Raw genomic sequence first — 25,050 nt, 5'->3', positions numbered from 1 at the left:
TGTGTGCCAGCTTATGCAAGCCCAATCGCCTCAAAAAAGCAAACTGCTCCACCAGGACATTCTCCAAGCGTCAGGCTACCACCTTCCCTGCGCCATCCGAGACCAGTTGTGGCGTCAGAGTACCATCACCCTTCGGCAGGCAAATCACGAATTGCGTCCCGTCTGGTCCGGTACCGGCGAGTTCGAGCGTGCCGCCATGCCCGCGGATCAATTCCGCGGAAATCGCAAGGCCGAGGCCCGAGCCGCCTTTGCGCGCGCCGCCCTGGAAAGGTGTGAACAGATGTTCCTTTGCCTTGGGTGGCAGCCCTGGTCCTGTATCGCTGACCTCGATCCACCAGGCCGCATCGTCTTCACGGCCATCGACGCTGATTTCTCCTGGACGTCCCGCGGTCACAAGGGCCTGGCGCGCGTTGCGAACGAGGTTGGCCAGAACACGGTAGAGCTGCTCGGGGTCGGCACGGACCGTCATGCCGAACGGCACCGCGCAAGCAAAGCTGATCTTGGCCTCGCCCACAGCCAACCGCTCGCTGTCGATCACCTCCTCGACAAGGTCGGCCAGAGGCAACACCGTCAGGGTCGGGCTTGGCTCCTCCGCCTTGCCGAAGGCCAGCGTGCTCTCGCAAAGGTGCACGGCTCGGGTGATGCTGCTCACGAGCTTTGGTGCCATCCGTTTGACGGTGGGGTCTTCACTCATTTCTATCCGATCGGTGAAGAGCTGCGCCGAGGTCAGGATATTGCGCAGATCATGGCTGATCTTGCTCACGGCACTGCCCAGTTGAGCGAGCCGGTCCTTCTGGCGCAGCGCTTGCGTCAGATCGGTCTCGAGCGTCTGCAACGCCTCTTCCGCTTCGCGCAGCTCAGTCACGCTAGCCGAAGGCGTGATGATGCGCCGCGCGTCTTCGGGGGCCGCAGCATAGTTCTGCATATGCCCAACGACACCCTTGATCGGCTTGAGCAACAAGGCCCGCATGGCAACAAACAGCAGCGAGGCGGTCACAATCGAAATCACCGCCGAGAGGATCAAGATCCGAATGCCATAGTCGATCATGGCCATCCGCAGCGGCGCGGTCTCCATGGTGATCTCGATCAGCAGCCCGGCATCCCGCACAGGGGCGCCAATCACGCGGATCACCTCGTTTTCGGGCGAGACAAAGCGAGTCAGAGCATCGCGGATCAAAACCACGGGCGAGTTGTCTCGCATGTCATAGGTCTGCGAGATCGGTTGCGGCAGGTCGGAGGCGAGCATCAGTTGCCGCACCTGATCGCGACGCAGCACCACGTTGAAGACGCCCGCGTTCTCCAAGAGCTCCGCCTCGAGCTCCCGGTCGATCATGTCATCCGCAAGCAGAGCCAGCGACGCGATCTGCGCCCGCTCCAGCCGGTTCATCATGTAATCTTCGCGAAACCGCGCGATGGACGGCACGAAAATCAGCACTTCTGCGATCATCACGAAGATAATCGTGAGAACAATCAGCCGGCCTGAGAGCGAGTTGAACATGGCCTTCAACGTTTCACGGGATAAGGCGTTGGACAAGCCCAACAACCCGTTTAACCATCGGGCTGTCGAAGAGCCGCGGGCTGAAATAGGCCCCGGCGGCACGCTTGTTGATTTCGCCGATGGTGGGGTAAGGCGCGACCATCGCTGCAATCTGGCTCATCTTCATCTTGTTCGCCAGCGCCAGCGCCCAGAGGTTGATGAGCTCGCCCGCCTGATACCCGACAATCGACGCGCCAACGGGGCGGCCCTTCACGACCATCACCTTGATGAACCCTTTTGTCTTGCGCTCGGCAATCGCGCGGTCGTTGTGCTCGTAATGAAACCGCACGACCTCCACAGCGTCGCCATGCGCGTCCTTCGCCTGAGCCTCGGTCAGGCCCACCTGCGCCAGCTCCGGATCGGTGTAGGTGGCCCAGGGGATATGGCTGGTCTTCGCCTTCGAGGGCAGCGCGAAGAGCATCGAGCGGATGATCACGCCTGCGTGGTATCCGGCTACATGGGTGAACTGCAGCCCACCCGCCACATCGCCAATGGCATAGACACGGCGGTTGGTGGTGCGCAGGCTGTCGTCCACCTTGATTCCCGTCCGCGTGGTCTCCACCCCCGCGGCTTCAAGGTTCAGCTTCTCGATGTTGGTCTTGCGTCCCACCGCCATCAACAGATGTGTGCCGGTGATCGACCGTCCATCTTCGGTCACCACCTCGATGGCACCCGCCGCGCCCTTGATCTCCGCCGCCTTCGCGTCTTCCTCGATCACCACGCCTTCGTCGCGCAGGCTATCTAGCACAAACTCGGCTAGTTCCGGATCGTCCTTGCCCAGCGCCTTGGCGCCTTCAATCACCGTGACCTTGCTGCCCAACCTCACATGCGCCTGCGCCATTTCCATGCCGATGGGGCCACCACCGATGATGAGCAAGTGCTCCGGCGGTTCCCGCAGATTGAAGAGGGTCTCATTGGTCTCATAGGGCACGCTGTCGAGCCCGGGGATGGGCGGCACAAGCGGCGCAGACCCGGTGGCGATCACGATGCGCCGTGCGGTGATCACCGTATCCCCAGCCTGCACTTCGGTGGGCGAGATGAAATGGCCAAACTCCCGAATGACCTTCACCCCAAGCCCTTCGAACCGCTCCTGGCTATCGACCGGTTCGATCTGCGCGATCACATCCGCCACATGATCCTTCGCTGCTGCATAGTCTGCGGCACCGGGGGCGTCCGCCACACCATATTGCACCGAATGACGCTGTGCATAGGCCACCTTGCCACTGGCGATCAGCGCCTTGGAGGGCACACAGCCATAGTTCAGGCAATCGCCACCCATCTTGTGGCCTTCCAGCAGCACCACGTCCGCGCCCATCTGCACAGCCCCCGCCGCAACAGACAGCCCACCAGAGCCGGCGCCGATGACCAGCACATCCGTCTTGATCCGCGTCATGGCTCAGAGCCCTTTCTTGCCGGTCACGGCCTTGATGATCACCGGCAGCACCGACAGCAGGCTGAGCCCGAGGATCGGCAGCAGGATATGCGGCTCGAAGATGATCCCGAGGTTCGGGCTCTCGCCACGCTCAAACACTGTGCCGAGGCCCGCGCCAACGGAAGAATACACCAGCGAGCCGGGAATGATCCCAAGGAATGTCGAAATCATATAGCGGTGCAGCGGCACGGCCAGAAACGCAGGCACCAGATTGGCCACGAAGAACGGCACAACCGGTACGAGGCGCAGAAAAAACAGCATCGACCACTGGTTCTCGTCGATCCCTTCCTTGATCTTGCGCACGGTGCCCTGCGAGGCATCCATGCGCGCTTTCAGCTTCTCGCCCAAACCATATCGCGCGGCGAGGAAGATCACCGTGGCGCCGATGGTGGCCGCCGTCACGCTCAAGGCGGATCCACCGAAGGTGCCAAAGAGGAACCCGCCCGTGAGCGTCGCCACCAGCGCACCGGGCAGCGAGAACGCCACAATCACGATGTAGGAGATCAGAAACGCCAGCACGGTCATGACAAAATTCGCGTCCCGGAAGGCGATCAGCGCCTCGCGGTTGTCGCGCAGGGCGTCAAAGCTGATGTAGTCTTTCAGGGTGATCGCCCCCACCACCGCAACCCCGAGGATGACGATCAGCGGCAGATGCCGCATCAGGCCCGACTTGGGCGCAGGCTCGGCCCCGGATTTGGGATGGTCGGTCATGTCTGACATTACACTGTCCTCTCAGAGCGCGTGTTTCAATTCAATTGGTAGATGACGGCTTACGGGCGCTGGCGATAGCCCCATCACGGGCGCTTGATCCGGCGTGACGGTTTGCAGCGCCAAAACCGCCGCGACCCCACGTAACTGAAACAAGTTGACGTCGGCTTACGCCGAATTGCGCGAAAATATTGCAATATTAGCGCAGATTGCCGTGCACAGGGTTTGACTTGGGGTCCAGACCGCTTTAGAGCACGGGTTTCGAATGACATCCGGGGGCCGATCCGATTCCGCGCCGCTGGACAGCAGACATGGAGACGGAGCGATGAAACGCACCTACCAACCTTCCAACCTCGTGCGCAAGCGGCGCCATGGGTTCCGTGCGCGCATGGCCACCAAAGCGGGCCGCAAGATCATCAATGCGCGTCGCGCCCAGGGCCGGAAGTCGCTGAGCGCGTAAGCCCGCGCCTTTGGCACCGGTAAATGACATGACGCCGCCGCAGGCTTCTCCGACCCGTGCGACCGCCGGGGGAGACCCGCCTCCGGCGGCGTCTTTACGTTTGCAGACCATGACGAAACGCGCCGATTTCCAGCGCGCCTCCCGCGCCCCGCGCGTCGCCATGCCGGGCTTTATCCTGCAGATGCGCACGCGCGGCCCGGATGAGCCTGCGGGCATCCGCGTGGGCTACACCTGCTCCAAGAAGGTCGGCAATGCCATCGCCCGCAACCGGGCCAAGCGTCGGCTGCGCGAGGCGGCCCGTCACGTCCTGCTCCGATATGGCCGCGACGGGGTGGACTATGTGCTGATCGGGCGGAAGAACGCCACCGCCACCCTGCCCTTCGCACAGCTCGTGGCAGACTTACAGACCGCGGTGCAGCGCCTGCACGCGCGCCGGCCATGAGCCCCCTCGCCCATCTTGTCGCTCTACCGGTCCGCGCCTACCGCCTGCTCTTCAGCCCCTGGGTCGGTCACAATTGCCGCTACCAACCCACCTGCAGCGCCTATGCGCTCGAAGCTCTGGACAAGCATGGCGCCGCGAAAGGCGCCTGGCTCACACTGCGCCGCATCGGCCGCTGCCATCCCTGGGGCCAAAGCGGCTATGATCCGGTACCTGATCCAAAAGACCCGACCGACCCATAGGTCAGGACAGTTTCTCGAAGGTGATGATCACCTCGCCGATATCCACACCAAACCGCTTCATATACGCCCGGTTCAGCACCCGATCCTCGCTCAGCAGCCACATCCAGTCGTCAAACGTCACCCGCAGCGTGCCATCCGGCACCGTCAGGTCGATCTCATACTGCCAGTTGAATGTATCGCCCCGCTCCTCGCCGGTTGCCTCGCCGATCACCCCGGGCGCGGTGCCACGCCACGTCTCCGGCCCGGTCTTCTGCAACGTCCAGATGCGCTGCTCGATGCTACCGTCCTCATAGACGAAATCTTCCACCAGCCGCAGCGTCTCGCCGTCCCACGTGCCTTCGATTTCAATGTCAAACCGCCGCCGCACGGTCCCGAACACATCCTGAAACTGCCCAAAAGCCATCACCCGCCCGTCGAAGAACTCCTCAAGGTTCAACTCTCGGGCCGAGAGTGTCTCATCGTCCAGCGACGGTTTGCCCACGCATCCTGCGAGGACAAAAACACAACCTAGAACACAGAACATGCGGATCATGACGCTCTCCCTGTCTGTTCATTTTACGTCGCGCGCCCGCTTTTGGTTCACCCGCATTGGCGGTATAGAGATGCAAACGTAGACCGGGACCCCCCATGTTCGACACACCCGAGGATATTCACCCGCTCTTTGCCGGTGCGCCGTCCACGACGGAATTCAAGAAGCTGCGCAAACGCATCGTACGCGCCACCCGCGAGGCGGTCGAGCAATACGGGATGATCGAACCCGGCGCGCGCTGGCTCGTGTGCCTCTCGGGCGGCAAGGACAGCTATACGCTGCTGGCCGTGCTGTACGAGTTGAAATGGCGGGGCCTGTTGCCAGTCGATCTGCTGGCCTGCAACCTCGATCAGGGCCAACCGGGCTTTCCTGCCACCGTCCTGCCGGAGTTTCTGGAAAAGATGGGGGTGCCTCACCGGATCGAATATCAGGACACCTATTCCGTGGTGATGGACAAGATCCCGCAAGGCCGTACCTTCTGCGCGCTCTGCTCGCGCCTGCGCCGCGGTCATCTTTACCGCATTGCGCGTGAGGAAGGCTGCAGCGCGGTGGTGCTTGGTCATCACCGCGACGACATCCTCGAGACCTTCTTCATGAACCTCTTCCACGGAGGCCGTCTTGCGACGATGCCGCCAAAGCTGGTGAACGAGGAGGGAGATGTCTTTGTCTACCGACCCCTCGCCCATGTGGCCGAAGCGGATTGCGACAAGTTTGCGCGGGCCATGAGCTACCCCATCATTCCCTGCGATCTCTGCGGCAGCCAGGACGGTTTGCAACGCCAACAGGTCAAGGCCATCCTCGATGGTTGGGAGAAAAACAGCCCCGGCCGCCGCCAGGTGATGTTCCGCGCGCTGATGAACGCACGCCCCTCGCATCTGCTCGATCCAAAGCTCTTCGATTTCGCCGGTCTCGGCCTAAGATAGAAAGAGTTTTATAAAATCCCTGCGCATTAACCGCTTCGATGTTAACGAGCAGGTGAGAGCTCCCGCGCTAGCCTGCAGCTGATGTTGGACGAACATCGGTCTGAAAAGGAAGCATGATGTCAGGGCTCTTTGGGGAAAAGACGACGCGCGCGCGGTCCGTCGTGGCCGAGTTTCTGACCCGGCCTGCCGCACTGGCCTGCTTGCCCGCCGTGTCGCTGGCGGTTTACTGGATGGGCGGTGACAGCGCGCTGATCACCGTCGCCGCCATCATGCCCTTGATCTACCTGCTCACCTTCGGTCCGGGCGGCATCAATACGGACCAAGCCACGGCGCTGCAGCATGGTCTGACCGACACGGCTCTCTTCGACACCCTCGTTGCAGAGCGCTTCAAGGAAGCACGCGAAGGCGCGCTGTCCTCCGCAATTTTCAAAATTGAAATAGATGAAGGAACGGAATTCCCTGACAGATTGGGCCACGCAGCCACAGAGACAATTGTTGCGCGTGTGGGCGAACGTATCTTCGCCGCCCTGCGTGAAGGGGATCTGGTGGCCAAGACGGGCGACTACAAATTCACCGCGTGCCTCAAACCAGTGCGCCAGCTGGATCTGGAGCTGTGCATTCAACTCGCAGGGCGGTTGCAAGCGGCATTGGAAGAGCCGATTTCGATTGATGGCACCTCGGTTTATCTGACCAGTTCCGTAGGCTTTTGTCAGCACAGCCATGTGATCAACCAATCCTCCATGGCCTGGCTTGACGCCGCCCGCACGGCTCTGCGTGAAGCGCAGGCCCACGGGCCAAACGCCATTCGCGCTTACTCCAACGAGATGAAGCGCCGGAGCGAAACGCGGGCTGAGTTGCGCCAGGAAGTAGCCAATGCGCTGGAGGCCGGTCACATCCGCCCCTGGTTCCAGCCGCAGATCTCGACCGATACGGGCCTGGTGACCGGTTTTGAGGCGCTCGCCCGCTGGGAGCATCCGGACCGCGGTATGATTTCCCCCGCGGACTTCCTGCCGGCCATCGAACAGTCGGACATGCTCGAACGGCTCGCCGAAGTGATGATGTATCATGCCTTCGCCGCGCTGAGGGCCTGGGACGAGGCTGGCGTGAGCGTTCCGCAGATCGGCGTGAACTTCGCGGGGCCGGAGTTGAAGAACCCCCGGCTTATTGACAAGGTCAGATGGGAGCTTGACCGCTTCGACCTGACGCCGGAGCGCCTCGCAGTTGAAGTTCTCGAAACCGTCGTGGCACGCGCGCCCGATGACATCATCACGCGCAACATCAACGGCTTGGGACAGTTGGGCTGTCGGATTGACCTGGACGACTTCGGAACCGGCCACGCCTCCATCGCGTCAATCCGGCGCTTCTCGGTCAGCCGGATCAAGATCGACCGGTCCTTCGTCATGAAAGCGGATCGCGATCCCGACCAGCAGCGCATGATCAGCGCAATCCTCACCATGGCGGAACGACTTGGGGTCGAAACCCTCGCGGAAGGGGTTGAAACGGTTGGGGAGCATGCGCTTCTGGCCCAATTGGGCTGTGACCACGTACAAGGGTTCGGCATTGCAAAACCTATGCCTTTTGAAGAGACGCAAGACTGGATCATCCGGCACAATGCAAAGCTTCAGGACATGCCGCGCATCCTCGGAAACCGCACAGGCTAGCCTCTCCCTTCGACCTTTCCGGTGTGGCGCAGAACCAAGTTCGATCAACGGCCGTCTCTCCCCAAAAACAATGAAAAAAGGGCGATTCCGCTTGACCTTTGGTCTTGCACTCTGTTGAACCCACGCTGATATCAATGACATCAGGTGGCTGTCCCAGATGGACGATCAGAACAAGAACCTCATTCTTGCAACAGCCCTCAGTTTCCTTGTGATTCTGGTGTGGTTCATTCTGTTCCCGCCCCCCGAACCGGACACGCAACTCGACAGCCTGCCGCCCGCTCAGTCCACACAGATCGAAAGCGATGGCACAGCCACGGTTCCCGCCACGCCCGCCGACCGGCAGGTTGCTCCAGAGACAGACACCCGCGAAGACGCCCTGGTCGACGCACCGCGCATCCCGGTGATGACGGACCGTGTCAGCGGCTCGATCTCCTTGCTCGGCGGGCGCATCGACGATCTCTCGCTCAACGATTACCGCGTCACGCAAGACCCGGACGCCGAAATTGTCAAAATGCTGTCGCCCGTCGGCACACCCGACGCCTATTATGCCCTCTACGGCTGGGCGCCCGGCGGCGGGCTAGACCCCGCATCCGTTCCCGGCCCGAACACCCTTTGGAGCGTTGCGCAAGGAGACGCGCTTGGCGTCGATAGCCCCGTCACGCTCAGTTGGGACAATGGCGCCGGCCAGACATTCACCCGCACCATCGAAATTGATGAGGATTACCTCTTCACGATCACCCAATCCGTCGCCAATACCGGCGACGCCCCGGTGACTGTGGCCCCTTACGGCGTGCTGGCACGCCACGGCGAACCCTCTGATCTGCGCAACTTCTTCATCCTGCACGAAGGCGTTGTCGCAATGGCAGACGGCGAGTTGACCGAAACCGACTGGTCCGACATGCCGGACTTCGAGTTTTCGGAGCGCGAACGTGCGCGCGCCGAAGTGACACAAGTGACGCAGAACGGTTGGATCGGTTTCACCGATCACTTCTGGATGTCCACGCTGATCCCGGCGCCCGGCAGCGCCTTCAAATCCGTCGCCAAATACGACGAGCGTCGCGACATCTACCAGGCCGAAACCGTCATGCCGACCCAGACCGTCGCCCCCGGCACCTCGGTCACCGTGACCAGCCAGCTCTTCGCCGGTGCAAAGGAATGGGAGGCGATCCGCAACTACCAGTCCGCTGGCGTGGAAGGCTTCATCGACAGCATCGACTGGGGTTGGTTCTTCTTCCTGACCAAGCCGATTTTCTGGTTGCTGCATGAGCTTAACCTGCTCATCGGCAATATGGGCTGGGCCATCATCGGGCTCACGCTGATTATCAAGGCCATCCTCTTCCCGCTGGCCTATAAGTCCTACGTCTCCATGGCCAAGATGAAAGAGTTGCAGCCGCAGATGGAGAAGCTCAAGGAGGAGGCTGGCGACGATCGCCAGAAAATGCAGCAAGGCATGATGGAGCTCTACAAGCGCGAGAAGGTGAACCCGGCCGCCGGGTGCCTGCCGATCCTGCTGCAGATCCCGATCTTCTTCTCGCTCTACAAGGTGATCTTCGTCACGATCGAGCTGCGTCACGCGCCCTTCTTCGGCCCGTTCCAGGACCTCAGCGCGCCCGATCCGACCTCGATCATGAACCTCTTCGGCCTCCTGCCCTTCGAAGGCCCGGAACCCACCTCGATCCTGGCGCTGATCTTCATCGGCATCCTGCCGCTGCTGTTGGGCATCTCCATGTGGCTGCAGCAAAAGCTGAACCCGGCGCCCACCGACCCCACGCAGCAGATGATCTTTGCTTGGATGCCCTGGGTCTTCATGTTCATGCTCGGCAGCTTCGCCAGCGGCCTCGTCGTCTACTGGATTGCGAACAACACGATCACTTTTGCACAGCAATATTTGATCATGCGCAGCCAGGGCTACACGCCCGACGTCTTCGGCAACATCAAGGGCAGCTTCAAACGCAAGGCCGGCGAGGATGCCGAGAAATGACAGCCACCCTGGCGCATATCTGGCGCCACCCGCTCAAGGGCCTGGGCAGCGAGGCGATCCAGTCCGTTGAGCTTGATCCCGACCAGGCTGTGGTGGGGGATCGGCATTGGGCACTTTTGAATACCGAGGCTGAAGATACGGACCTCTGGCAACCGCGCCGCAACTTCTTGCAAGTGGCCTCCGGCCCCCGGCTGGCAGCCCTCACGGCGGAGACGACGGCCCAGGGCATTCGCTTGACCCACCCGGAACGGGAGCCGCTGGAGATGAAGCCTGAAACAGACGGGCAAGCGCTTGGCGCGTGGATCGGGGATCTCTGGCCCGAAAACCGTCCCGGCCCCGCGCGCCTGGTCAAGGCGCCCGTACAGGGCATGACCGATGTGGAGTATTCATCTGTCTCCATCGGCAATCTCGCCTCTCTGCGCGCGCTGAGCCAGAAGGCGGGGGTCGACATCGACATGCGCCGCTTCCGCATCAACCTCTGGCTCGACGGGCTTGCGCCATGGGAAGAGATCGACCTGCTCCAGCGCGCCATCATCCTCGGCACCGCCACGCTCAGCCCCGTGGAGCCCATCGAACGCTGCCGCGCGCCCGACGCCAACCCGGCCAATGGCGCCCGCGACATCGGCATGCTGCGCCTTCTCGAAGACGGTTGGGACACACGCAACTTCGGCGTCTACTTCAAGGTCAAGACAGCAGGAACGGCCCGCATCGGCGACGCGCTGGGATGAGCACCCTGCCCTTCCCAATCTCTGAAGAGCCCAACCCTCAAACGCTTGAACAGGGGCGGCTGCTCTTTGCCGGCGAGACTGAGTTCGTAAAGGGCGTGGTCGCCATGTCCGGCCTGCCCGCGCCCGACCGGCTCGAGGTCTGCTTTGCGGGCCGCTCCAACGTCGGAAAATCCTCATTGATAAACGCGCTCACAGGTCGCAAAGGCCTTGCCCGCGCCTCCAATACACCGGGACGGACGCAGGAAATCAACTTCTTCACCGCCGGTGACGCGCATTACCTCGTCGATCTACCCGGCTACGGCTTTGCCAACGCGCCAGTCCCGGTGGTCGAGAAATGGCAACGCCTGCTCAAGCAGTACCTCTCGGGCCGCCAAACCCTCCGCCGCGCCTTCGTGCTGATCGACGCGCGCCATGGGGTGAAGAAGGTCGATGAAGAGATCCTGAGCCTGCTCGACAGTGCAGCGGTCACCTTTCAGGTGGTGCTGACCAAGGCTGACAAGGTGAAGGAAAAAGAGCGCACAAAAATCCTCGACCAGGTGCGCGCGGCCCTTGCCAAACACCCCGCCGCCTACCCCGAGATCGTCGTAACCTCGAGCGAAAAGGGCTGGGGCATCCCAACCCTGCGCGCCATCATCGCCACACTCGAATAGCCCGCGCCCTTGCGCAGCGCCGCGCTGCGCATCATAACGCCTCGACGGATGGTGCAAAGATGAAGACCCAAGACATGAACCGCGACTGGATTGCAACCGCAAGCACGCTGAACAAGGCCCTGCCCTACCTGCAGCGCTATGCGGGCGCGACCGTGGTGATCAAGCTCGGCGGTCACGCCATGGGCAGCGATGCCGCGATGGAAGACTTCGCCCGAGACGTGGTGCTGATGCGGCAGGTCGGGGTCAACCCGGTAATCGTGCATGGCGGCGGGCCGATGATCAATGCAATGCTCGACAAGCTCCAGATCACCTCCGAATTCAAGAACGGCAAGCGCGTCACCGATGCCGCCACCATGGAGGTGGTCGAGATGGTGCTTGCAGGCCTCGTGAACAAGCGCATCGTGCAGGCGATCAACCGCCAAGGCGGGCGCGCTGTCGGCCTCTCGGGCAAAGACGCGCATCTGATCACCTGCGCGCCCACCGATGTTGATCTGGGCTTTGTGGGCACGCCTCAAGCGGTCAACCCGCGCGTGCTGCGCGATCTGGCGGAGAAGGAATACATCCCCGTGATCGCGCCGCTCGGCGCAGGCGCGGAGGGCGAGACCTTCAACATCAATGGTGACACCGCCGCGGGGGCAGTTGCTGCGGCCCTGAAAGCCGACCGGCTTTTGCTTCTCACCGATGTGGCAGGGGTCAAGAACGCCGAGGGCGCGGTGGTGACCGAGCTGAGTGCCACGCAAATCCGCAGCCTGACCGAAGAGGGCGTCATAGCAGGCGGCATGATCCCCAAGACCGAGACCGCGTTGACGGCCATCGAAGGCGGCGTCCGGGCGGCGGTGATCCTCGATGGCCGCGCGCCCAATGCCTGCCTGCTGGAGCTCTTTACCGAGCATGGCGCGGGCTCCATCATCCGCGCCGACTGACTAAGCTGCGCTGACGCAGATGTGTCATGCTGTCGCTTGGTCTGCGGCCCGGTCTGGCATAAATATATCTCATGGAAAACGAAGCCATCATTCGCCTCGGCATCTTTCTGGGCCTGTTTGCGGTGCTTGCCACGCTCGAAGCGCTGGCGCCACGGCGTGTCCGCAGCCAGCCGCGCAGTCGCAGGTGGACAACGAACTGGGGCATCACTATCGCCAACACGCTGACACTGCGGCTGATGGCCTTCGCCCTGCCCCTGCTGGCCGTGGGCGCCGCCATTGACGCTCAGGCGCAGGGCTGGGGCCTCTTCAACATGATCGGCTGGCCGATCTGGCTGGAGATGGTGATTGCCATCCTGGTGCTGGATTTCGCCATCTGGCTGCAGCATCTGATCACCCATAAGGTGCCGATCCTCTGGCGGCTGCACCGCGTGCACCATGCCGATGTCGATATGGATGTGACCACCGCCATCCGCTTCCACCCGGTCGAGATTGCATTGTCGATGGTGCTGAAAATCGGCCTCGTCTACCTGATGGGCCCCGCCGCGCTGGCCGTGATCATCTTCGAGATCCTGCTGAACGGCACGGCGATGTTCAACCACGCCAACATCCGCCTGCCGCTCTGGCTCGACGCCATCGTACGTCGGGTGTTGGTCACGCCAGACATGCACCGCGTGCACCACTCCGTGCACCGCGCGGAGCATGACAGCAACTATGGCTTTGCCCTCTCGATCTGGGACCAGATGTTCGGCACCTACATCGCCCAACCCAAAGCGGGCCATGACGAGATGGAAGTGGGACTTGAATGGCAGGATGACCGCCCGAGCCGCTTTGGCTGGTCGATTGCCCTGCCCTTCGCCCGAAAATGACCCTCGACCGCATCGCCGCTCTGGCAGAGCCGTCCGGCCTCTTCGTGATGGGATCTGCAAGCCTGGAAGACGGCACGAGCCTGGTGATGGTCGGGGCAAGCGCAGGGCTTTGGCCGGTCTTCACCGTATCAGCGGAATACGCAGACGGGCAGGCCGACCCGCTGGACCGCTGGTCCAAGCGGGTCATTGGCGCCATGGCTGCGGAGGTCAGCGCACGAACGGCCTATCCGTCCGATGGCCCCCCCTATCTCCCCTTCATCGCCTGGGCATTGAGGACGGGGCGGTTTTTCCAAAGTCCGACCGGTATGATGGTCCATGACGAGGCTGGGCTGATGATCTCGATCCGAGGGGCGCTGCTCTTCGATGCACCGCTCGCTGCGCCAGCGCGCGCTCAAGCCAGCCCATGCGACAGCTGCACGGACACGCCCTGCCTCACCGCCTGCCCGGTCGGCGCGCTCTCAGCGGAGAACGCCTACGATGTACCGCGATGCAAGGGTTTCCTCGACACGGCCGAGGGCGCAGACTGTATGACACGAGGCTGCCGTGTGCGACGTGCCTGCCCGGTCTCAGAGCACTTCGGACGCGCGCCCGCGCAATCCGCCTTCCACATGAAAGCCTTTCATCCGCAATGACCCGTACCCTGATCCTGATGCGCCACGCCAAATCCGACTGGACCCATGCGGGCCTGCGCGATCACGACCGGCCGTTGAACGGGCGCGGGCGGGTCTCAGCCAAAGCTCTGGGCGCGTGGTTGCGCGCGCAGGGGCACGTGCCGGATGAGGTGCTGTGCTCGTCGGCAACCCGCACGGGCGAGACAGTGCAGCGGCTGGAGCTCCCGGTTGAGATACCGGTGACCTACACAAGTGACCTCTACCACGCCGAGGCCCGCACAATGCGTGAAGTGCTGATGCGCGCGACGGGAACATGCGTGCTGATGATCGGGCACAACCCCGGCATCTGCGCCTTTGCCAAACGGCTGGTGCGTGCAGCACCGGATCACGTGCGGTTCGAGGACTACCCCACAGGCGCCACTCTGGTGGTGCAGTTTGATATCGCAAGCTGGACGGAGATCGGCTGGCACAAAGGCCAGCCGATTGCGTTCGTTGTTCCGCGAGAGTTGACGTAGCGGCGGCCTGAAAGCCCACCGCACCTGCCTGCTCTGCCCGTCGTGCTGGCAGGTTGGGTGGGCTTTCAGGCCACCCGCCGTTCAGTGACCCAAGATCTGGCTCAGGAACAGCTGGGTGCGCGGGCTCTGCGGATTGTTGAAGAAGGCCTCGGGCTCGTTCTGTTCGACGATCTGGCCCGCATCCATGAAGATCACCCGGTTCGCCACCTGGCGCGCAAAGCCCATCTCGTGGGTCACGCAAAGCATGGTCATCCCCTCTTCGGCAAGCTCGATCATCGTGTCGAGCACCTCCTTGATCATCTCCGGGTCAAGCGCCGAGGTGGGCTCGTCAAAGAGCATGATCCGCGGGCGCATGCAGAGTGAGCGCGCGATCGCCACCCGCTGCTGCTGGCCGCCCGAGAGCTGGCCGGGATATTTCATCGCCTGATCGGGGATCTTGACCTTCTCGAGGAAGTGCATGGCCGTCTCTTCGGCTTCCTTCTTCGGTGTCTTACGCACCCAGATCGGCGCAAGCGTGCAGTTCTCCAGAATCGTCAGATGCGGGAAGAGGTTGAAGTGCTGAAAGCACATGCCAACTTCGGACCGGATCTTGTCGATGTTCTTCAGATCCGAGGAAAGCAGCGTACCATCCACTTCGATGGAGCCCTGCTGGTGCTCTTCCAGCGCGTTGATGCAGCGGATGAGCGTCGATTTCCCCGACCCCGACGGCCCGCAGATCACGATCCGTTCGCCGCGGTTGACCGTCAGGTCGATGTCGCGCAGCACGTGGAAGGTGCCGTACCACTTGTTCATCTTGGAGATGGTGATTGCGATCTCGTCCGAGACCTTCATTTGAGTTGCAGCTTCAGCCATGTCTGAAACCTCCTTTAGCGATGGTCGGTCGCGAGGCGACGTTCGAGCCATTGTGAGTATTGCGAGATGCCATAGCAGACGACGAAGAACAGCACCGAGGCGAAGCCGAGAAGCTCCCAATAGACCCCGTTCCATTCCGTCGAGGCGAGGATCGGGCCACGGATCATGCCGACGATGTCGAACATGCCGATCACCGACACCAGCGTGGTGTCCTTGAAGAGCCCGACGGCGATGTTCACGATCCCGGGGATCGAGATCTTCAGCGCCTGCGGCAGGATGATCAGCCGCATCGCCTGCGGATAGTCCAGCCCCAGCGAATCCGCCGCCTCATACTGCCCCTTGGGCAAAGCGGCGAGGCCACCCCGGATCACCTCGGCGATATAGGCCGAGGAAAACATGGTGATCATGATCACCACGCGCAGGAACAGATCGAGCGAGGATTCAGGCGGGAAGAAATACGCCAGCATCACGCTTGCCACGAAAAGCAGCGTGATCAGCGGCACACCGCGGACAAACTCGATGAAGACCACGCAGACCACCTTGATCAGCGGCATCGACGACTGCCGCCCAAGTGCCAGCGCGATCCCGATGGGGATCGACAGCGTCACGCAGGTGACCCCCAGCATCATGTTCAGCATGAAGCCACCCAGGTCACGGCTCGGTACCGCCGTCAGCATGGCGGTCTCCGAGGCGCCATCCGGGATGATCCAGCCACCCACCGTCCAGACAATGAAGGCCGCGATGATCCCACCGAAGAACCCGTAGGCGAAGCTGCCGGTCACCAGGCGCTGATAGACGACTGCGCCCGCCGCAACACCGGCAAAGGCCACGATGGGTGTCAGGATGGTGCCACCCCAGATCAGCCAGAAGGCAATGAAAGGATAAACCGCCGTGAAGGCCAGAAGCTTGCGCGGCAGGTCAAAGAACAGCACCGGCGCGGCCGCGACGAACAACAGACCCAGCGCCAGCGTTGGACGCCAGTAAAGCTCGGATGGGTACTGGAAGCCAAAGAGCAACTGGTTCCACCGTTCGGTCAGAACCGAGAAGCAGGCTCCCACGGCGCCATCGAGCACCTGCCGGCACTCCGCTAGGCTCGAGGTGTTCCAGATCCCGTTCAGGATCCACGGCATTGTTCCTGACAGGATCTGCCAGATGACATAAAGCGCCGCGATGGTCAGCAGACTGTTGGCGGGCGTCGCAAAGAGGTTCTCGCGCAGCCATTTGACAGGCCCTGTGGCCGCATAGGGCGGCGGAGACGAGGGGATTTCGGTTTCGCGCACGAAGGCGACGGAGTGTGCATGTGTGTCTGACATGGCTCAGCGCTCCTTCAGCTTCACGGCGTTGTTGTAGACGTTCATCACCGCCGAGATCAGCAGCGAGATCGTGAGATAGAACAGCATCAGCAGCAGCACGCATTCAATCGCCCGCCCCGTCTGGTTCAGCGTGATGCCCCCCAGCGTCGCTGTGATGTCTGCATAGCCCACCGCAATCGCGAGCGAGGAGTTCTTGGTGATGTTGAGATACTGCGAAATCAGCGGCGGAATGATCACGCGCAACGCCTGCGGCAGCACCACGAGCTTCATCACCCGTCCGGGCCGCAGGCCAAGGGCCGAGGCAGCCTCGGTCTGGCCCTTGCTGACCGCCTGAATACCCGCGCGCACGTTCTCGGCGATGAAGGCCCCGGTGTAGATCGACAGCGCGAACCACAGCGCGATGAGAGGTGCGCCCACCTGGATCCCACCCCGGAAGTTGAAGCCCCCGAGCTCCGGCACATCGAGACCAATGGGCCGCCCCATGATGTAGAACATCAGGATCGTGGGCAGGAAGAAGATCGCAAGGCTCGGCCAGCCCATGGGCAGCAGCTTGCCCGTGTCATAGAGCAGCTTCGTAGCGTAGCGGCGATAGCCGATCACACCAATGATCGAGGCGATGAAGGTCGCCACCACGACCATCGAGCCTGGGCCCCAGACCGGCGCGGGGATGTACACGCCGCGGTTGGTGAAGGCGAAAAGACCCATCAGCATCGTCGCCTCGGGCTCGTCGCCCCGGAAGGCGCGCGGAGCGGGCATCACGGCGGTCATGATCGTGAAGATGATGATGATCCAGATCAGCACGGGGATGTTCCGGAAGATCTCCACATAGAAGGACATCAGCTTGCGCACCAGCCAGTTGTTCGACAGCCGCAGCACACCGGCAATCACCCCGAAGACAGTTGCCGTGATACAGGCCAGAAAGGCGACGAGCAGCGTGTTCAGAACACCGACAAGGGCGGCCCGCGCATGGCTCGACCGGCTGTTGTACTCCACCAGCGCCTGGTTGATGTCATACCCTGCCGGATCGCCCAGGAAGTCGTAGGCGATGTTCAGACCGGCAGCAGCGAGGTTTGTCAGAAGATTGTTCGCCAGATAAGCGATGGCGATGATCAGCACCAGCAGCGTGATCCCCTGAAACGTCAGGGACCGATACCGCGTGTCATTGATCAACATAGACAGGCGGAAGGACTCCCGCGGTGGGTCCGTCAGTGTCGTCATTTGAATTTTCCCCGTGGTTCCGACCTTGATTTTAACGGGCGCTTTCTGCGCCTCGGTGGTCGGGTCTCTTTATTTTGGGTCGTCATAAGGAAAGGGCGCAGGTTGGTCCCTGCGCCCTTGCCCGTTTGCTCTTAGCGGAACGGTGGCGAGTAGATCAGGCCACCGTCGGTCCACTGGGCGTTCAGCCCGCGGGCCAGACCGATCGGTGTTTCCTCACCGATGTTCTTCGCGAAGATTTCACCGTAGTTGCCTTGCGCGGAAATCGCGCGCTTGGCCCAGTCAGCGTCGAGGCCGAGCATCTCGCCCAGCGTACCTTCGGTGCCCAGCAGGCGCGCCACTTCGGGGTTGCCGGTGTTCGCGGACATCTCGTTGACGTTGGCCGAGGTCACGCCCAGCTCTTCTGCCGTGATCAGCGCGTTCAACGTCCAGCGCACCACGTCACCCCATTCGTCGTCGCCATGACGCACGAGCGGGCCGAGCGGCTCTTTGGAGATGATTTCGGGCAACAGGACGTGATCGCCTGGTGCTTCAAAGGTCGCGCGTGTCGCGGCCAGGCCGGAGGCGTCCGTTGTGTAGACGTCGCAGGCACCGGCAAGGTACTGCTGCTGCGCTTCGGCGTTGGTTTCGATCGGCACGGGCTCATAGCCGATGTTGTTGGTGCGGAAGAAGTCCGCCAGGTTCAGCTCGGTTGTGGTGCCGGTCTGGATGCAGACGGTTGCGCCGTCCAGATCCTTCGCGGAAGACACGCCAAGCGCCTTGGGAACCATGAAGCCCTGACCGTCATAGTAATTCACGCCAACAAAAGTGAACTTCAGGTCAACGTCGCGGCTAAAGGTCCAGGTGGTGTTGCGGGCCAGCATATCGATCTCGCCCGAGGCCAGCGCCGTGAAGCGGGTCTTGCCGGTGGTCGGAACGAATTCGACCGCCGAAGGGTCGCCGAGAACGGCTGCAGCGACGGCGCGGCAGACCGAGACGTCGAAGCCCTTCCACTCGCCATTCGCGTCCGGCGCCGCAAAACCGGCCAGACCGGTGGCCACGCCGCAGTTCAGCGTGCCGCGTGCCTTGACGTCGTCCAACGTACCGGCAGCCGCCGCACCAGCCGACAGGCCAGCAACGGTCAGAGCACCGAGAATTACAGATTTTTTCATTTTTACCTCTTCCTGATTTTCCGCCTTGTCAGGCGGGTCGACCGGCACTCGTTGGCCGGAGGCGATATGCAGGGTTAGCCCCTGCAAGTGGGCCATATACTGGTCGCAATCCGCCGATAAGGTCAAGTGCGTGCGGCTGAAAATGAGACCCGCAGCCCCCCTCGCAGAGGCATTGCCCAATGTGAGCGCTAAAATCCGGGATGGGTGAGATCAAAAACCGCTTTGGCGTGCTGGAAAGCGGTAAATTTCACTGCCGCAGCCGCCTCGGCCTCCTCATCCTGTCCCCATTGCTCCGCCTGCCAGATCTCGTCGAGACGGGAAATGTCCCAAAGCGCTTTGATTGTTTTCAAATCTTGCGCTGCCGCAAAGCCGAGAATCAGGGACCCGGATAGGCTCACGAGGTCATGAAACGCCGTCAACTGAAAGACCGGCAGCGCCTTGACCTCGGCAGAGAGCCGCGCGAGCGCGTCCGGATCCTGCGGCGCATGCATGACACCCACCCGCGGGTGCAACCGGGCGCCCAGGGTCTCTGCCGCCCAGTCGAGCAGCGGGTCCCACGCCGCCGCCTGCCGCTCAACCAACTCTGCGGGCTGCTCCGCGCGGTAGCACAGCAGGTCGCTGTCGCCATATGCGGCGAGCATCTCGGCCACCTCCGCCTGCTGCACAGCGACCTTGTCGATGGCGGCATTGGCGGTGCGTGTAAAGGGCATGCTCAGCGGGTCGACCACATCTCCCTGCGCGGCCCATTCCGCGGCAATGGCTTCGGCCAGCGCACGTGTGGGCGCCTGCAACGCCCGTTTCGCCGGGGTCTTGACCGGGCGGCCATCGAGCGCGATGCCAAAGCCCTCGGCGCCCTCCGTCACCTCCGCCGCGGTCCAGAACCGCTTGGCCTTCCATTCACTCATGGCAACAAACTCCAATGGCGCGCGAGGGTGCGCTCCAAAGTGGCAAAATCACTCGATACGCTGTGCGCGGCCCGCAGCGCAGAAACCGGATGGTACCCCCAGCTCACGCCGAACCCCGCAACTCCGGCGGTGGCCGCCATCTCCATATCAAAGCTCGTATCCCCGATCATGACCGTGCGCGACTTGCCGACACCGGCCTCCGCCATCGCCTGGTAGATCATCGAAGGGTTGGGTTTCGAGGGATGGAAGTCCGCCACCTGCTGGGTCATGAAGACACCGTCCAGGTCATGGGCCTCGATCAGCTTGTCGAGCCCGCGTTTGGATTTGCCTGTTGCAACCCCCAGCACGACGTCCGGCTGTGCGCCCAACCGTTCCAACACCTCCCGCGCCCCCGGATAGAGCGGAGAGGATTGGGCCGCGCCAGTCTTTGCACGCAACGCGATATACGCATCTTTGTAGGCCGTCACCATACGGACGTGATCGCACCGCGGGGCCAGCCGCTGCATCGCCACCTCCAGCGACAGCCCCACGATCCCGAGGATCGCGGCCCGGTTCGGCGCAGGTTGATCCACGGCGGCAAAGGCCTCCGCCATGGCGGCCAGAATATCGGCCTGACTGTCAACAAGTGTGCCGTCCACGTCGAAGATCACCAACCGCAGGTCCCCCGCCATCACAGCGCCTCGAACGGATCTTCGGCAGCGATGTCCTCGGTCCAGCCGAAGGTCTCCCAGCTTTGCGCCATATGCTCGGGCAAGGGCGCGGTGACGGTGATGATCTCGCCCGTTTCGGGCTGTTCAAAGCGCATCATCCGTGCGTGCAGGTGCAGCTCTTTCGAGATGATGCCGCCCAATTGCGCGCCCCAGCCGTCGCCCATATTCTCCTGCCCGGAGCCGCCGTATTTGCCGTCACCTGCAATCGGATGCCCGATCTCGGCCATGTGCGCGCGCAACTGATGGGTGCGCCCGGTGATCGGTTCCATCGCGACCCAGGCCGCCCGCGCACCCACGCGGTAGAGTGTGGCATAAAGCGTATGCGCCCGCTTGGCGCCCGGCGTGTCATCGATGTCGCGCGGATGCAGCGCAATCATCTTCTCGCCCTCCCCGCCGCCTCCGCGCCCCGGCGCCTTCACCAACCCAAAGCGGATCTCACCCAGATAGGGCGTCGGCACCCCGGCCACCAAGGCCCAGTAAATCTTGCGCGTCTCCTTATGCCGCATCGACGCGGTCAACGCTTTGGCCGCCGCTCGCGTGCGCGCCAGCAACAACACCCCCGAGGTGTCCTTGTCGAGCCGGTGCACCAGCCGCGGCTTTTCCTCGAACCCGAACTTCAACGCCTCGGCGAGCCCGTCCACATGGCGCGTCTGTTTCGAGCCACCCTGCGTCGGCAAACCGGCAGGCTTGTTCAGCGCGATCACCTGATCATCCCGATAAATCACGCAGGACTGGATCATCTTTGCATCGGCGTCCGAGATTGTCTTGCGCTCCGGCGCGGGTGCAGCGCCGGCGGGCAAGGGCGGCACACGCACCTGCTGACCGGCCTCCAACCGCGTGGCGGCCTTGACGCGCCCGCCGTCAACCCGGATCTCGCCCTTGCGGCACATCTTCTCGATCCGCCCCTGCGGCACATGCGGAAACTGTCGCCGAAACCAGCGATCGAGCCGCTGGTCCGCGTCATCGGCCTCCACCGTCACCGTCTGCACCCGGCTCATGCCATGACCCCACGCGCCAGCCACAGCCCCAGCATCAGCCCGCCAATCGACAGCGCCACCGACAGCACCACATAGAGCCCCGCCGCGGCCAGATCGCCCCGCTCCACCAGCGTCATCGTCTCCAACGAAAAGGCGGAAAAGGTGGTGAATCCGCCGAGCAGCCCAGTCATCACGAAGGGGCTCAGATGGGTCAGCCCCTTATGCGCCGCCAGCACCACGAATGCCCCCATCAGGAACGAGCCCAGGATGTTGGCCGTCATGATGGCCAGCGGAAACTCCGACGGTCCCGTCAGGCGCAGAAACGCCATGCCCCAGAGGAACCGCAAAGAGGCGCCAATCGCCCCGCCAAAGGCCACCATGATCAGAGATGTCATCATGCGCGGTCTGTCCCGCACGCTCGCGAGATTGTCAAGTTTCGCGCCGCGCGCGTAACTTTGCAAAGTAGGCAAGCCGCTTTTGCAAATCGCGTTCAAACCCTCGTTCGACAGGCGCGTAGAAGGTTTGCCTCGCCATGCCGTCGGGGAAGTAGTTTTGCCCAGAAAATCCGTCCTCCGCATCGTGGTCATAGGCATAGCCCGCGCCATAGCCCTGATCCTTCATCAGGCCGGTGGGCGCGTTCAGGATATGTTTGGGCGGCGGTTCCGATCCGGTCTCCTTCGCCGATTTGCACGCGCCCTTATAGGCCACATAAGCCGCATTCGACTTCGGCGCCAACGCGAGATACGCGACCGCCTGCGCCAGCGCCAACTCACCCTCCGGGCTTCCCAGCCGCTCATAGGTTTGCCAGCTTCGCAAACAGATCGCCTGGGCCTGCGGGTCCGCCAACCCAATGTCCTCCACCGCCATCCGCGTCAGGCGACGGGCCAGAAATCGCGGGTCCTCGCCGCCCTCCAGCATCCGGGCAAACCAGTAAAGTGCCGCATCCGGGTCCGAGCCGCGCACCGATTTGTGCAGCGCCGAAATCAGGTTGTAATGCGCATCCCCGGACTTGTCGTATTGCGCCGCCCGGCGCATCAGCCGTGTGCCGAGCGCCTCCGGGTTGAGCTTGCCTTCGACCGACCAGGCACTCGCCTGCTCGATCAGGTTCAACAGCGCCCGCCCGTCGCCATCGGCCATCTCCAGCAGCGCCTCGCGCGCCGGGCCGTCGAGCGGCAGCGGCGCGCCCAGCTCCTGCTCGGCCCGCTGGGCCAGCAGCTCCAGGTCCTTCAGGCCCAGACGCTCCAGCACCATGACCTGTGCGCGGCTCATGACCGCCGCATTCAGCTCGAACGACGGGTTCTCGGTGGTTGCCCCCACCAGAAGGATCGTCCCATCCTCCATATGCGGCAAAAACCCGTCCTGCTGCGCCTTGTTGAAGCGGTGGATCTCATCCACAAACAGCAGCGTCCCCTGCCCGTTCTGTCGCCGGATCTTCGCCGCCTCGAAGACCTTGCGCAGCTCCGGCACCCCGGTGAAGATCGCACTGATCTGGACGAAATGCATATCCGTCTCATGGGCGAGCAGCCGCGCAATCGTGGTCTTGCCCACCCCAGGCGGACCCCAGAAGATCAGCGAACCGAGCGCCCCCGCGTCCAGCATCACCGTCAGCGGTGCCTCCGGCCCCAGGATCTGGTCCTGCCCGATCACCTCCGCCAAGGTCTGTGGGCGCAACCGGTCCGCCAGGGGGCGATGGCCGCCCGCGTCTGGTGCCGGATCCGTGGCGAAAAGATCCGCCACCTCTCAGACCCCGAACCGCAGGACAACCCGCTGCGTCCCGCGGATCACGCTTAGCGCATAGTTGCGCGCACGCGCCCGGAACGCATCGGCCACATCACGCGGCCGCGTCACCGGGCGGTCATTGATCCCTACAATCACATCGCCCACGCGCACCCCGACCCGGCCACCGAACCGCCCCGCATCGGTCACTACCACGCCGGTGCTCTCCAGCGGCAGGTTGAATTCCGCAATCACCGCCGGGTTGACCCGCGCCAGCCCCAACCCCGGCAGGATGTCATCACGCCCGAGCGTCAGCGCCTCGCGGTCCGGCACATCGGGTGCCGCCATCAGCCGCACCTCGGTCTCGCGCATCTCGCCCCCGCTCAAAAAGCTGATCCGCGCCCGCTGGCCGAGGCCGGTCACGCTCATCCGATAGACCATCTCGGGCGGGGTGTTCACCGGCTGGCCGTCCACCGCGGTGATGACATCGCCCACCGAGACGCCCGCCTGCGCAAAGGGGCTGTCCGCATGCATCGCCGAGATGATGATGCCGCCGGGCCGCTCCAGCCCGAAGGCCTCGGCCATCTCTGCATCGACCGGCTGGCCACCCATGCCCGCCCAGGGCCGCGCGAAACTCGTGCGCCCGTCCTGCGCCTGTGGCACAAAGGCCGCCACCAGATCGGATGGGATGGCAAAGCCGATGCCGTTCGAGCCGCCCGAGCGGGTCAGGATCGAGGTGTTCACACCAATCAACTCCCCGCGCACGTCAATCAGCGCACCGCCCGAGTTGCCGGGATTAATCGGCGCATCGGTCTGGATGAAATACCCCCGGCCCGACCCTGTTGCCGCGCCCGAGCGCGCCAGCCCCGAGACGATCCCGCTGCTCACGGTCTGTCCCACGCCAAAGGGGTTGCCGATGGCCAGCACCAGCTCGCCCACCTCCACCGTGTCCGAGGTGCGCAGCGGCAGAAACGGCAGGTCCTCCGCGCCCTCCAGCTGCAAAATCGCCAGATCGCTCTCCGCATCACCCAAAAGCACCCGCGCGGTGAACTCGCGCCGGTCGGCGAGCACGACGCGAATGTCGGTCGCCATACCCACCACGTGATAGTTCGACACGATGATCCCGTCCGCCGACAGGATCACGCCCGACCCCAGCGAGTTCTGCACCCGCGGCTCGGGCCGCCCGAAGCCTTCGAAGAATCTGTCAAAGAACGGGTCATCCATGAAGGGCGTGCGGCGGCTCTCGGTCACGAAACGGGCATAGATGTTGACCACCGCAGGCGCCGTCTCCCGCACCAGCGGCGCAAAGCTCAGGGTGATCTCGGCGGCGTTCTGGGGCACCCGCGTCTCCGCATGCGCCCAGAGCGGGCCAAGGCAGACCAAAAGCAGGACCAGCCGCTTCAGTGTTCCAAAAATATGCAAGTCGCACCGCTCCAGCACAGAAATCACCGCCAGCATCCTAGGACGTCTCTGCTCGAGATACCGCCCCTGACCGCATAAAAAAAGCCCCCGTCCCGCGTGGGACAGGGGCCAGGGCAGCGCAAAAGCGCCTGTCTTACTCGTCGGCAGCCTCTTCCGCGGCCAGGCGTGCCTTGTCGGCAGCCCCCTTGGCGTCGCGGTCGCGGTCCACAAATTCGATGATCGCCATCGGCGCCATGTCGCCATAACGGAAACCCGCTTTCAGCACGCGCACATAGCCGCCCTGGCGGTCTTTGTAGCGCGGACCCAGCACGTCAAACAGCTTGGTGACATATTGGTCCTGCTTGAGCTTGGCCGCGGCCTGACGGCGTGCGTGCAGGTCGCCGCGTTTGGCCAGCGTGATCATCTTTTCGATGATCGGGCGCAGTTCCTTCGCCTTGGGCAGCGTTGTCTTGATCTGCTCATGTTCGATGAGCGAGCCCGCCATGTTGGCCCAGAGCGCCTTGCGGTGCTCATGTGTGCGGTTCAGGCGGCGGTATCCACGTGCGTGACGCATTTTCTATCTCCTAAAGTGCCCTCTACGGGCG

27 protein-coding genes are annotated in these 25,050 nt (G+C 63.0%); 12 read left to right on the top strand and 15 right to left on the bottom strand.

Features of this window, described 5'->3' with window-relative positions; genetic code table 11:
• Window positions 1-70: 70 nt before the first annotated feature.
• From Q1A71_RS19570 to Q1A71_RS19560, 3 genes are read right to left on the bottom strand one after another with little or no spacing between them, the layout of a single operon-like run.
• Complete coding sequence (locus tag Q1A71_RS19570) at window positions 71-1,498, bottom strand: HAMP domain-containing sensor histidine kinase (protein ID WP_299680632.1); 1,428 nt, start codon at window positions 1,496-1,498, stop codon at window positions 71-73.
• A 13-nt stretch (window positions 1,499-1,511) separates the two neighbouring features.
• Window positions 1,512-2,930, bottom strand: a complete 1,419-nt coding sequence (locus Q1A71_RS19565) for an FAD-dependent oxidoreductase (RefSeq protein ID WP_299680518.1) — start codon at window positions 2,928-2,930, stop codon at window positions 1,512-1,514.
• A 3-nt stretch (window positions 2,931-2,933) separates the two neighbouring features.
• Entirely contained in the window at window positions 2,934-3,680 is a 747-nt protein-coding gene (locus Q1A71_RS19560) for a VTT domain-containing protein (protein WP_299680629.1), read from the bottom strand.
• A gap of 322 nt (window positions 3,681-4,002) precedes the next feature.
• Between Q1A71_RS19560 and rpmH the strand changes: the two genes are divergently transcribed.
• Genes rpmH through yidD form a run of 3 tightly spaced genes read left to right on the top strand, consistent with a single transcriptional unit; the run spans window position 4,003 to window position 4,818 of the window.
• Complete coding sequence (rpmH, locus tag Q1A71_RS19555) at window positions 4,003-4,137, top strand: 50S ribosomal protein L34 (RefSeq protein ID WP_037911188.1); 135 nt, start codon at window positions 4,003-4,005, stop codon at window positions 4,135-4,137.
• A gap of 28 nt (window positions 4,138-4,165) precedes the next feature.
• Window positions 4,166-4,579 (top strand): ribonuclease P protein component, encoded by a 414-nt coding sequence (rnpA, locus tag Q1A71_RS19550; protein WP_299680514.1) that lies wholly within the window; start codon window positions 4,166-4,168, stop codon window positions 4,577-4,579.
• On the top strand, window positions 4,576-4,818 hold the full coding sequence (gene yidD, locus Q1A71_RS19545; protein WP_299680511.1) for a membrane protein insertion efficiency factor YidD: 243 nt from the start codon (window positions 4,576-4,578) through the stop codon (window positions 4,816-4,818). The genes rnpA and yidD overlap by 4 nt, the downstream gene beginning before the upstream one ends.
• 1 nt (window position 4,819) lies before the next feature.
• On the opposite strand, the gene Q1A71_RS19540 is transcribed toward yidD, so the two are convergent.
• On the bottom strand, window positions 4,820-5,350 hold the full coding sequence (locus Q1A71_RS19540; protein ID WP_299680509.1) for a DUF3833 domain-containing protein: 531 nt from the start codon (window positions 5,348-5,350) through the stop codon (window positions 4,820-4,822).
• 95 nt (window positions 5,351-5,445) lie between these two features.
• On the opposite strand from Q1A71_RS19540, the gene ttcA reads away from it, so the two are divergent.
• The 9 genes from ttcA (at window position 5,446) to Q1A71_RS19495 (ending at window position 14,205) form a co-directional block, all read left to right on the top strand.
• Complete coding sequence (gene ttcA, locus Q1A71_RS19535; RefSeq protein WP_299680506.1) at window positions 5,446-6,270, top strand: tRNA 2-thiocytidine(32) synthetase TtcA; 825 nt, start codon at window positions 5,446-5,448, stop codon at window positions 6,268-6,270.
• Between the two features lie 116 nt (window positions 6,271-6,386).
• Window positions 6,387-7,931, top strand: coding sequence for a GGDEF domain-containing phosphodiesterase (locus Q1A71_RS19530; RefSeq protein WP_299680503.1), 1,545 nt, complete (start codon window positions 6,387-6,389; stop codon window positions 7,929-7,931).
• 157 nt (window positions 7,932-8,088) lie between these two features.
• The gene (gene yidC / locus Q1A71_RS19525) at window positions 8,089-9,912 is read left to right on the top strand and encodes a membrane protein insertase YidC (RefSeq protein WP_299680500.1); all 1,824 of its coding nucleotides are present in this window, start codon (window positions 8,089-8,091) and stop codon (window positions 9,910-9,912) included.
• Window positions 9,909-10,640 carry an MOSC N-terminal beta barrel domain-containing protein gene (locus Q1A71_RS19520; protein WP_299680496.1) on the top strand — a complete coding sequence of 244 codons (732 nt, stop codon included), beginning with the start codon at window positions 9,909-9,911 and terminating at the stop codon, window positions 10,638-10,640. Before yidC ends, Q1A71_RS19520 begins: the two co-directional genes overlap by 4 nt.
• On the top strand, window positions 10,637-11,290 hold the full coding sequence (yihA, locus tag Q1A71_RS19515) for a ribosome biogenesis GTP-binding protein YihA/YsxC (RefSeq protein ID WP_299680493.1): 654 nt from the start codon (window positions 10,637-10,639) through the stop codon (window positions 11,288-11,290). The genes Q1A71_RS19520 and yihA overlap by 4 nt, the downstream gene beginning before the upstream one ends.
• A 59-nt stretch (window positions 11,291-11,349) precedes the next feature.
• A complete protein-coding gene (argB, locus tag Q1A71_RS19510; protein ID WP_299680490.1) occupies window positions 11,350-12,213 on the top strand; it encodes an acetylglutamate kinase in 864 nt (287 codons plus the stop codon).
• A gap of 71 nt (window positions 12,214-12,284) precedes the next feature.
• Window positions 12,285-13,079, top strand: coding sequence for a sterol desaturase family protein (locus Q1A71_RS19505; RefSeq protein ID WP_299680487.1), 795 nt, complete (start codon window positions 12,285-12,287; stop codon window positions 13,077-13,079).
• On the top strand, window positions 13,076-13,711 hold the full coding sequence (locus Q1A71_RS19500; RefSeq protein ID WP_299680484.1) for a ferredoxin: 636 nt from the start codon (window positions 13,076-13,078) through the stop codon (window positions 13,709-13,711). The genes Q1A71_RS19505 and Q1A71_RS19500 overlap by 4 nt, the downstream gene beginning before the upstream one ends.
• Window positions 13,708-14,205, top strand: coding sequence for a histidine phosphatase family protein (locus Q1A71_RS19495; RefSeq protein ID WP_299680481.1), 498 nt, complete (start codon window positions 13,708-13,710; stop codon window positions 14,203-14,205). The genes Q1A71_RS19500 and Q1A71_RS19495 overlap by 4 nt, the downstream gene beginning before the upstream one ends.
• A gap of 81 nt (window positions 14,206-14,286) precedes the next feature.
• Here the strand turns inward: Q1A71_RS19495 and Q1A71_RS19490 are convergent, their stop codons facing one another.
• From Q1A71_RS19490 to rplQ, 11 genes are all read right to left on the bottom strand, one after another.
• Window positions 14,287-15,057 (bottom strand): amino acid ABC transporter ATP-binding protein, encoded by a 771-nt coding sequence (locus Q1A71_RS19490; protein WP_299680476.1) that lies wholly within the window; start codon window positions 15,055-15,057, stop codon window positions 14,287-14,289.
• 14 nt (window positions 15,058-15,071) lie between these two features.
• Window positions 15,072-16,370 carry an amino acid ABC transporter permease gene (locus Q1A71_RS19485; protein WP_299680473.1) on the bottom strand — a complete coding sequence of 433 codons (1,299 nt, stop codon included), beginning with the start codon at window positions 16,368-16,370 and terminating at the stop codon, window positions 15,072-15,074.
• A gap of 3 nt (window positions 16,371-16,373) precedes the next feature.
• Window positions 16,374-17,588 (bottom strand): ABC transporter permease subunit, encoded by a 1,215-nt coding sequence (locus Q1A71_RS19480; protein WP_299680471.1) that lies wholly within the window; start codon window positions 17,586-17,588, stop codon window positions 16,374-16,376.
• A 131-nt stretch (window positions 17,589-17,719) separates the two neighbouring features.
• A complete protein-coding gene (locus Q1A71_RS19475; protein ID WP_299680466.1) occupies window positions 17,720-18,736 on the bottom strand; it encodes an amino acid ABC transporter substrate-binding protein in 1,017 nt (338 codons plus the stop codon).
• Between the two features lie 188 nt (window positions 18,737-18,924).
• Window positions 18,925-19,641 carry an ATP12 family protein gene (locus Q1A71_RS19470; protein ID WP_299680463.1) on the bottom strand — a complete coding sequence of 239 codons (717 nt, stop codon included), beginning with the start codon at window positions 19,639-19,641 and terminating at the stop codon, window positions 18,925-18,927.
• Entirely contained in the window at window positions 19,638-20,312 is a 675-nt protein-coding gene (locus Q1A71_RS19465) for an HAD-IA family hydrolase (RefSeq protein WP_299680460.1), read from the bottom strand. The genes Q1A71_RS19470 and Q1A71_RS19465 overlap by 4 nt, the downstream gene beginning before the upstream one ends.
• Window positions 20,312-21,349 (bottom strand): RluA family pseudouridine synthase, encoded by a 1,038-nt coding sequence (locus Q1A71_RS19460; protein WP_299680455.1) that lies wholly within the window; start codon window positions 21,347-21,349, stop codon window positions 20,312-20,314. Before Q1A71_RS19460 ends, Q1A71_RS19465 begins: the two co-directional genes overlap by 1 nt.
• Window positions 21,346-21,726 carry a fluoride efflux transporter CrcB gene (gene crcB / locus Q1A71_RS19455; RefSeq protein ID WP_299680452.1) on the bottom strand — a complete coding sequence of 127 codons (381 nt, stop codon included), beginning with the start codon at window positions 21,724-21,726 and terminating at the stop codon, window positions 21,346-21,348. Before crcB ends, Q1A71_RS19460 begins: the two co-directional genes overlap by 4 nt.
• Before the next feature lie 31 nt (window positions 21,727-21,757).
• On the bottom strand, window positions 21,758-23,065 hold the full coding sequence (locus Q1A71_RS19450; protein WP_299680449.1) for a replication-associated recombination protein A: 1,308 nt from the start codon (window positions 23,063-23,065) through the stop codon (window positions 21,758-21,760).
• Window positions 23,066-23,068: 3 nt separating this feature from the next.
• Window positions 23,069-24,502, bottom strand: coding sequence for a trypsin-like peptidase domain-containing protein (locus Q1A71_RS19445; protein ID WP_299680446.1), 1,434 nt, complete (start codon window positions 24,500-24,502; stop codon window positions 23,069-23,071).
• A 97-nt stretch (window positions 24,503-24,599) separates the two neighbouring features.
• The gene (gene rplQ / locus Q1A71_RS19440; RefSeq protein ID WP_195819755.1) at window positions 24,600-25,019 is read right to left on the bottom strand and encodes a 50S ribosomal protein L17; all 420 of its coding nucleotides are present in this window, start codon (window positions 25,017-25,019) and stop codon (window positions 24,600-24,602) included.
• Window positions 25,020-25,050 lie beyond the last annotated feature (31 nt).

It is taken from the genome of uncultured Roseobacter sp. (assembly GCF_947493125.1).
Taxonomy (GTDB): Bacteria; Pseudomonadota; Alphaproteobacteria; order Rhodobacterales; family Rhodobacteraceae; genus Roseobacter.
This window is presented reverse-complemented; position numbering and strand designations above follow the sequence as displayed.

Bases quoted from the DNA above. Each gene is read 5' to 3' on its own strand.
- Q1A71_RS19570 (WP_299680632.1), bottom strand. From the start codon at position 1,498: ATGTTCAACTCGCTCTCAGGCCGGCTGATTGTTCTCACGATTATCTTC.
- Q1A71_RS19565 (WP_299680518.1), bottom strand. From the start codon at position 2,930: ATGACGCGGATCAAGACGGATGTGCTGGTCATCGGCGCCGGCTCTGGT.
- Q1A71_RS19560 (WP_299680629.1), bottom strand. From the start codon at position 3,680: ATGACCGACCATCCCAAATCCGGGGCCGAGCCTGCGCCCAAGTCGGGC.
- rpmH (WP_037911188.1), top strand. From the start codon at position 4,003: ATGAAACGCACCTACCAACCTTCCAACCTCGTGCGCAAGCGGCGCCAT.
- rnpA (WP_299680514.1), top strand. From the start codon at position 4,166: ATGACGCCGCCGCAGGCTTCTCCGACCCGTGCGACCGCCGGGGGAGAC.
- yidD (WP_299680511.1), top strand. From the start codon at position 4,576: ATGAGCCCCCTCGCCCATCTTGTCGCTCTACCGGTCCGCGCCTACCGC.
- Q1A71_RS19540 (WP_299680509.1), bottom strand. From the start codon at position 5,350: ATGATCCGCATGTTCTGTGTTCTAGGTTGTGTTTTTGTCCTCGCAGGA.
- ttcA (WP_299680506.1), top strand. From the start codon at position 5,446: ATGTTCGACACACCCGAGGATATTCACCCGCTCTTTGCCGGTGCGCCG.
- Q1A71_RS19530 (WP_299680503.1), top strand. From the start codon at position 6,387: ATGTCAGGGCTCTTTGGGGAAAAGACGACGCGCGCGCGGTCCGTCGTG.
- yidC (WP_299680500.1), top strand. From the start codon at position 8,089: ATGGACGATCAGAACAAGAACCTCATTCTTGCAACAGCCCTCAGTTTC.
- Q1A71_RS19520 (WP_299680496.1), top strand. From the start codon at position 9,909: ATGACAGCCACCCTGGCGCATATCTGGCGCCACCCGCTCAAGGGCCTG.
- yihA (WP_299680493.1), top strand. From the start codon at position 10,637: ATGAGCACCCTGCCCTTCCCAATCTCTGAAGAGCCCAACCCTCAAACG.
- argB (WP_299680490.1), top strand. From the start codon at position 11,350: ATGAAGACCCAAGACATGAACCGCGACTGGATTGCAACCGCAAGCACG.
- Q1A71_RS19505 (WP_299680487.1), top strand. From the start codon at position 12,285: ATGGAAAACGAAGCCATCATTCGCCTCGGCATCTTTCTGGGCCTGTTT.
- Q1A71_RS19500 (WP_299680484.1), top strand. From the start codon at position 13,076: ATGACCCTCGACCGCATCGCCGCTCTGGCAGAGCCGTCCGGCCTCTTC.
- Q1A71_RS19495 (WP_299680481.1), top strand. From the start codon at position 13,708: ATGACCCGTACCCTGATCCTGATGCGCCACGCCAAATCCGACTGGACC.
- Q1A71_RS19490 (WP_299680476.1), bottom strand. From the start codon at position 15,057: ATGGCTGAAGCTGCAACTCAAATGAAGGTCTCGGACGAGATCGCAATC.
- Q1A71_RS19485 (WP_299680473.1), bottom strand. From the start codon at position 16,370: ATGTCAGACACACATGCACACTCCGTCGCCTTCGTGCGCGAAACCGAA.
- Q1A71_RS19480 (WP_299680471.1), bottom strand. From the start codon at position 17,588: ATGACGACACTGACGGACCCACCGCGGGAGTCCTTCCGCCTGTCTATG.
- Q1A71_RS19475 (WP_299680466.1), bottom strand. From the start codon at position 18,736: ATGAAAAAATCTGTAATTCTCGGTGCTCTGACCGTTGCTGGCCTGTCG.
- Q1A71_RS19470 (WP_299680463.1), bottom strand. From the start codon at position 19,641: ATGAGTGAATGGAAGGCCAAGCGGTTCTGGACCGCGGCGGAGGTGACG.
- Q1A71_RS19465 (WP_299680460.1), bottom strand. From the start codon at position 20,312: ATGGCGGGGGACCTGCGGTTGGTGATCTTCGACGTGGACGGCACACTT.
- Q1A71_RS19460 (WP_299680455.1), bottom strand. From the start codon at position 21,349: ATGAGCCGGGTGCAGACGGTGACGGTGGAGGCCGATGACGCGGACCAG.
- crcB (WP_299680452.1), bottom strand. From the start codon at position 21,726: ATGATGACATCTCTGATCATGGTGGCCTTTGGCGGGGCGATTGGCGCC.
- Q1A71_RS19445 (WP_299680446.1), bottom strand. From the start codon at position 24,502: ATGCTGGCGGTGATTTCTGTGCTGGAGCGGTGCGACTTGCATATTTTT.
- rplQ (WP_195819755.1), bottom strand. From the start codon at position 25,019: ATGCGTCACGCACGTGGATACCGCCGCCTGAACCGCACACATGAGCAC.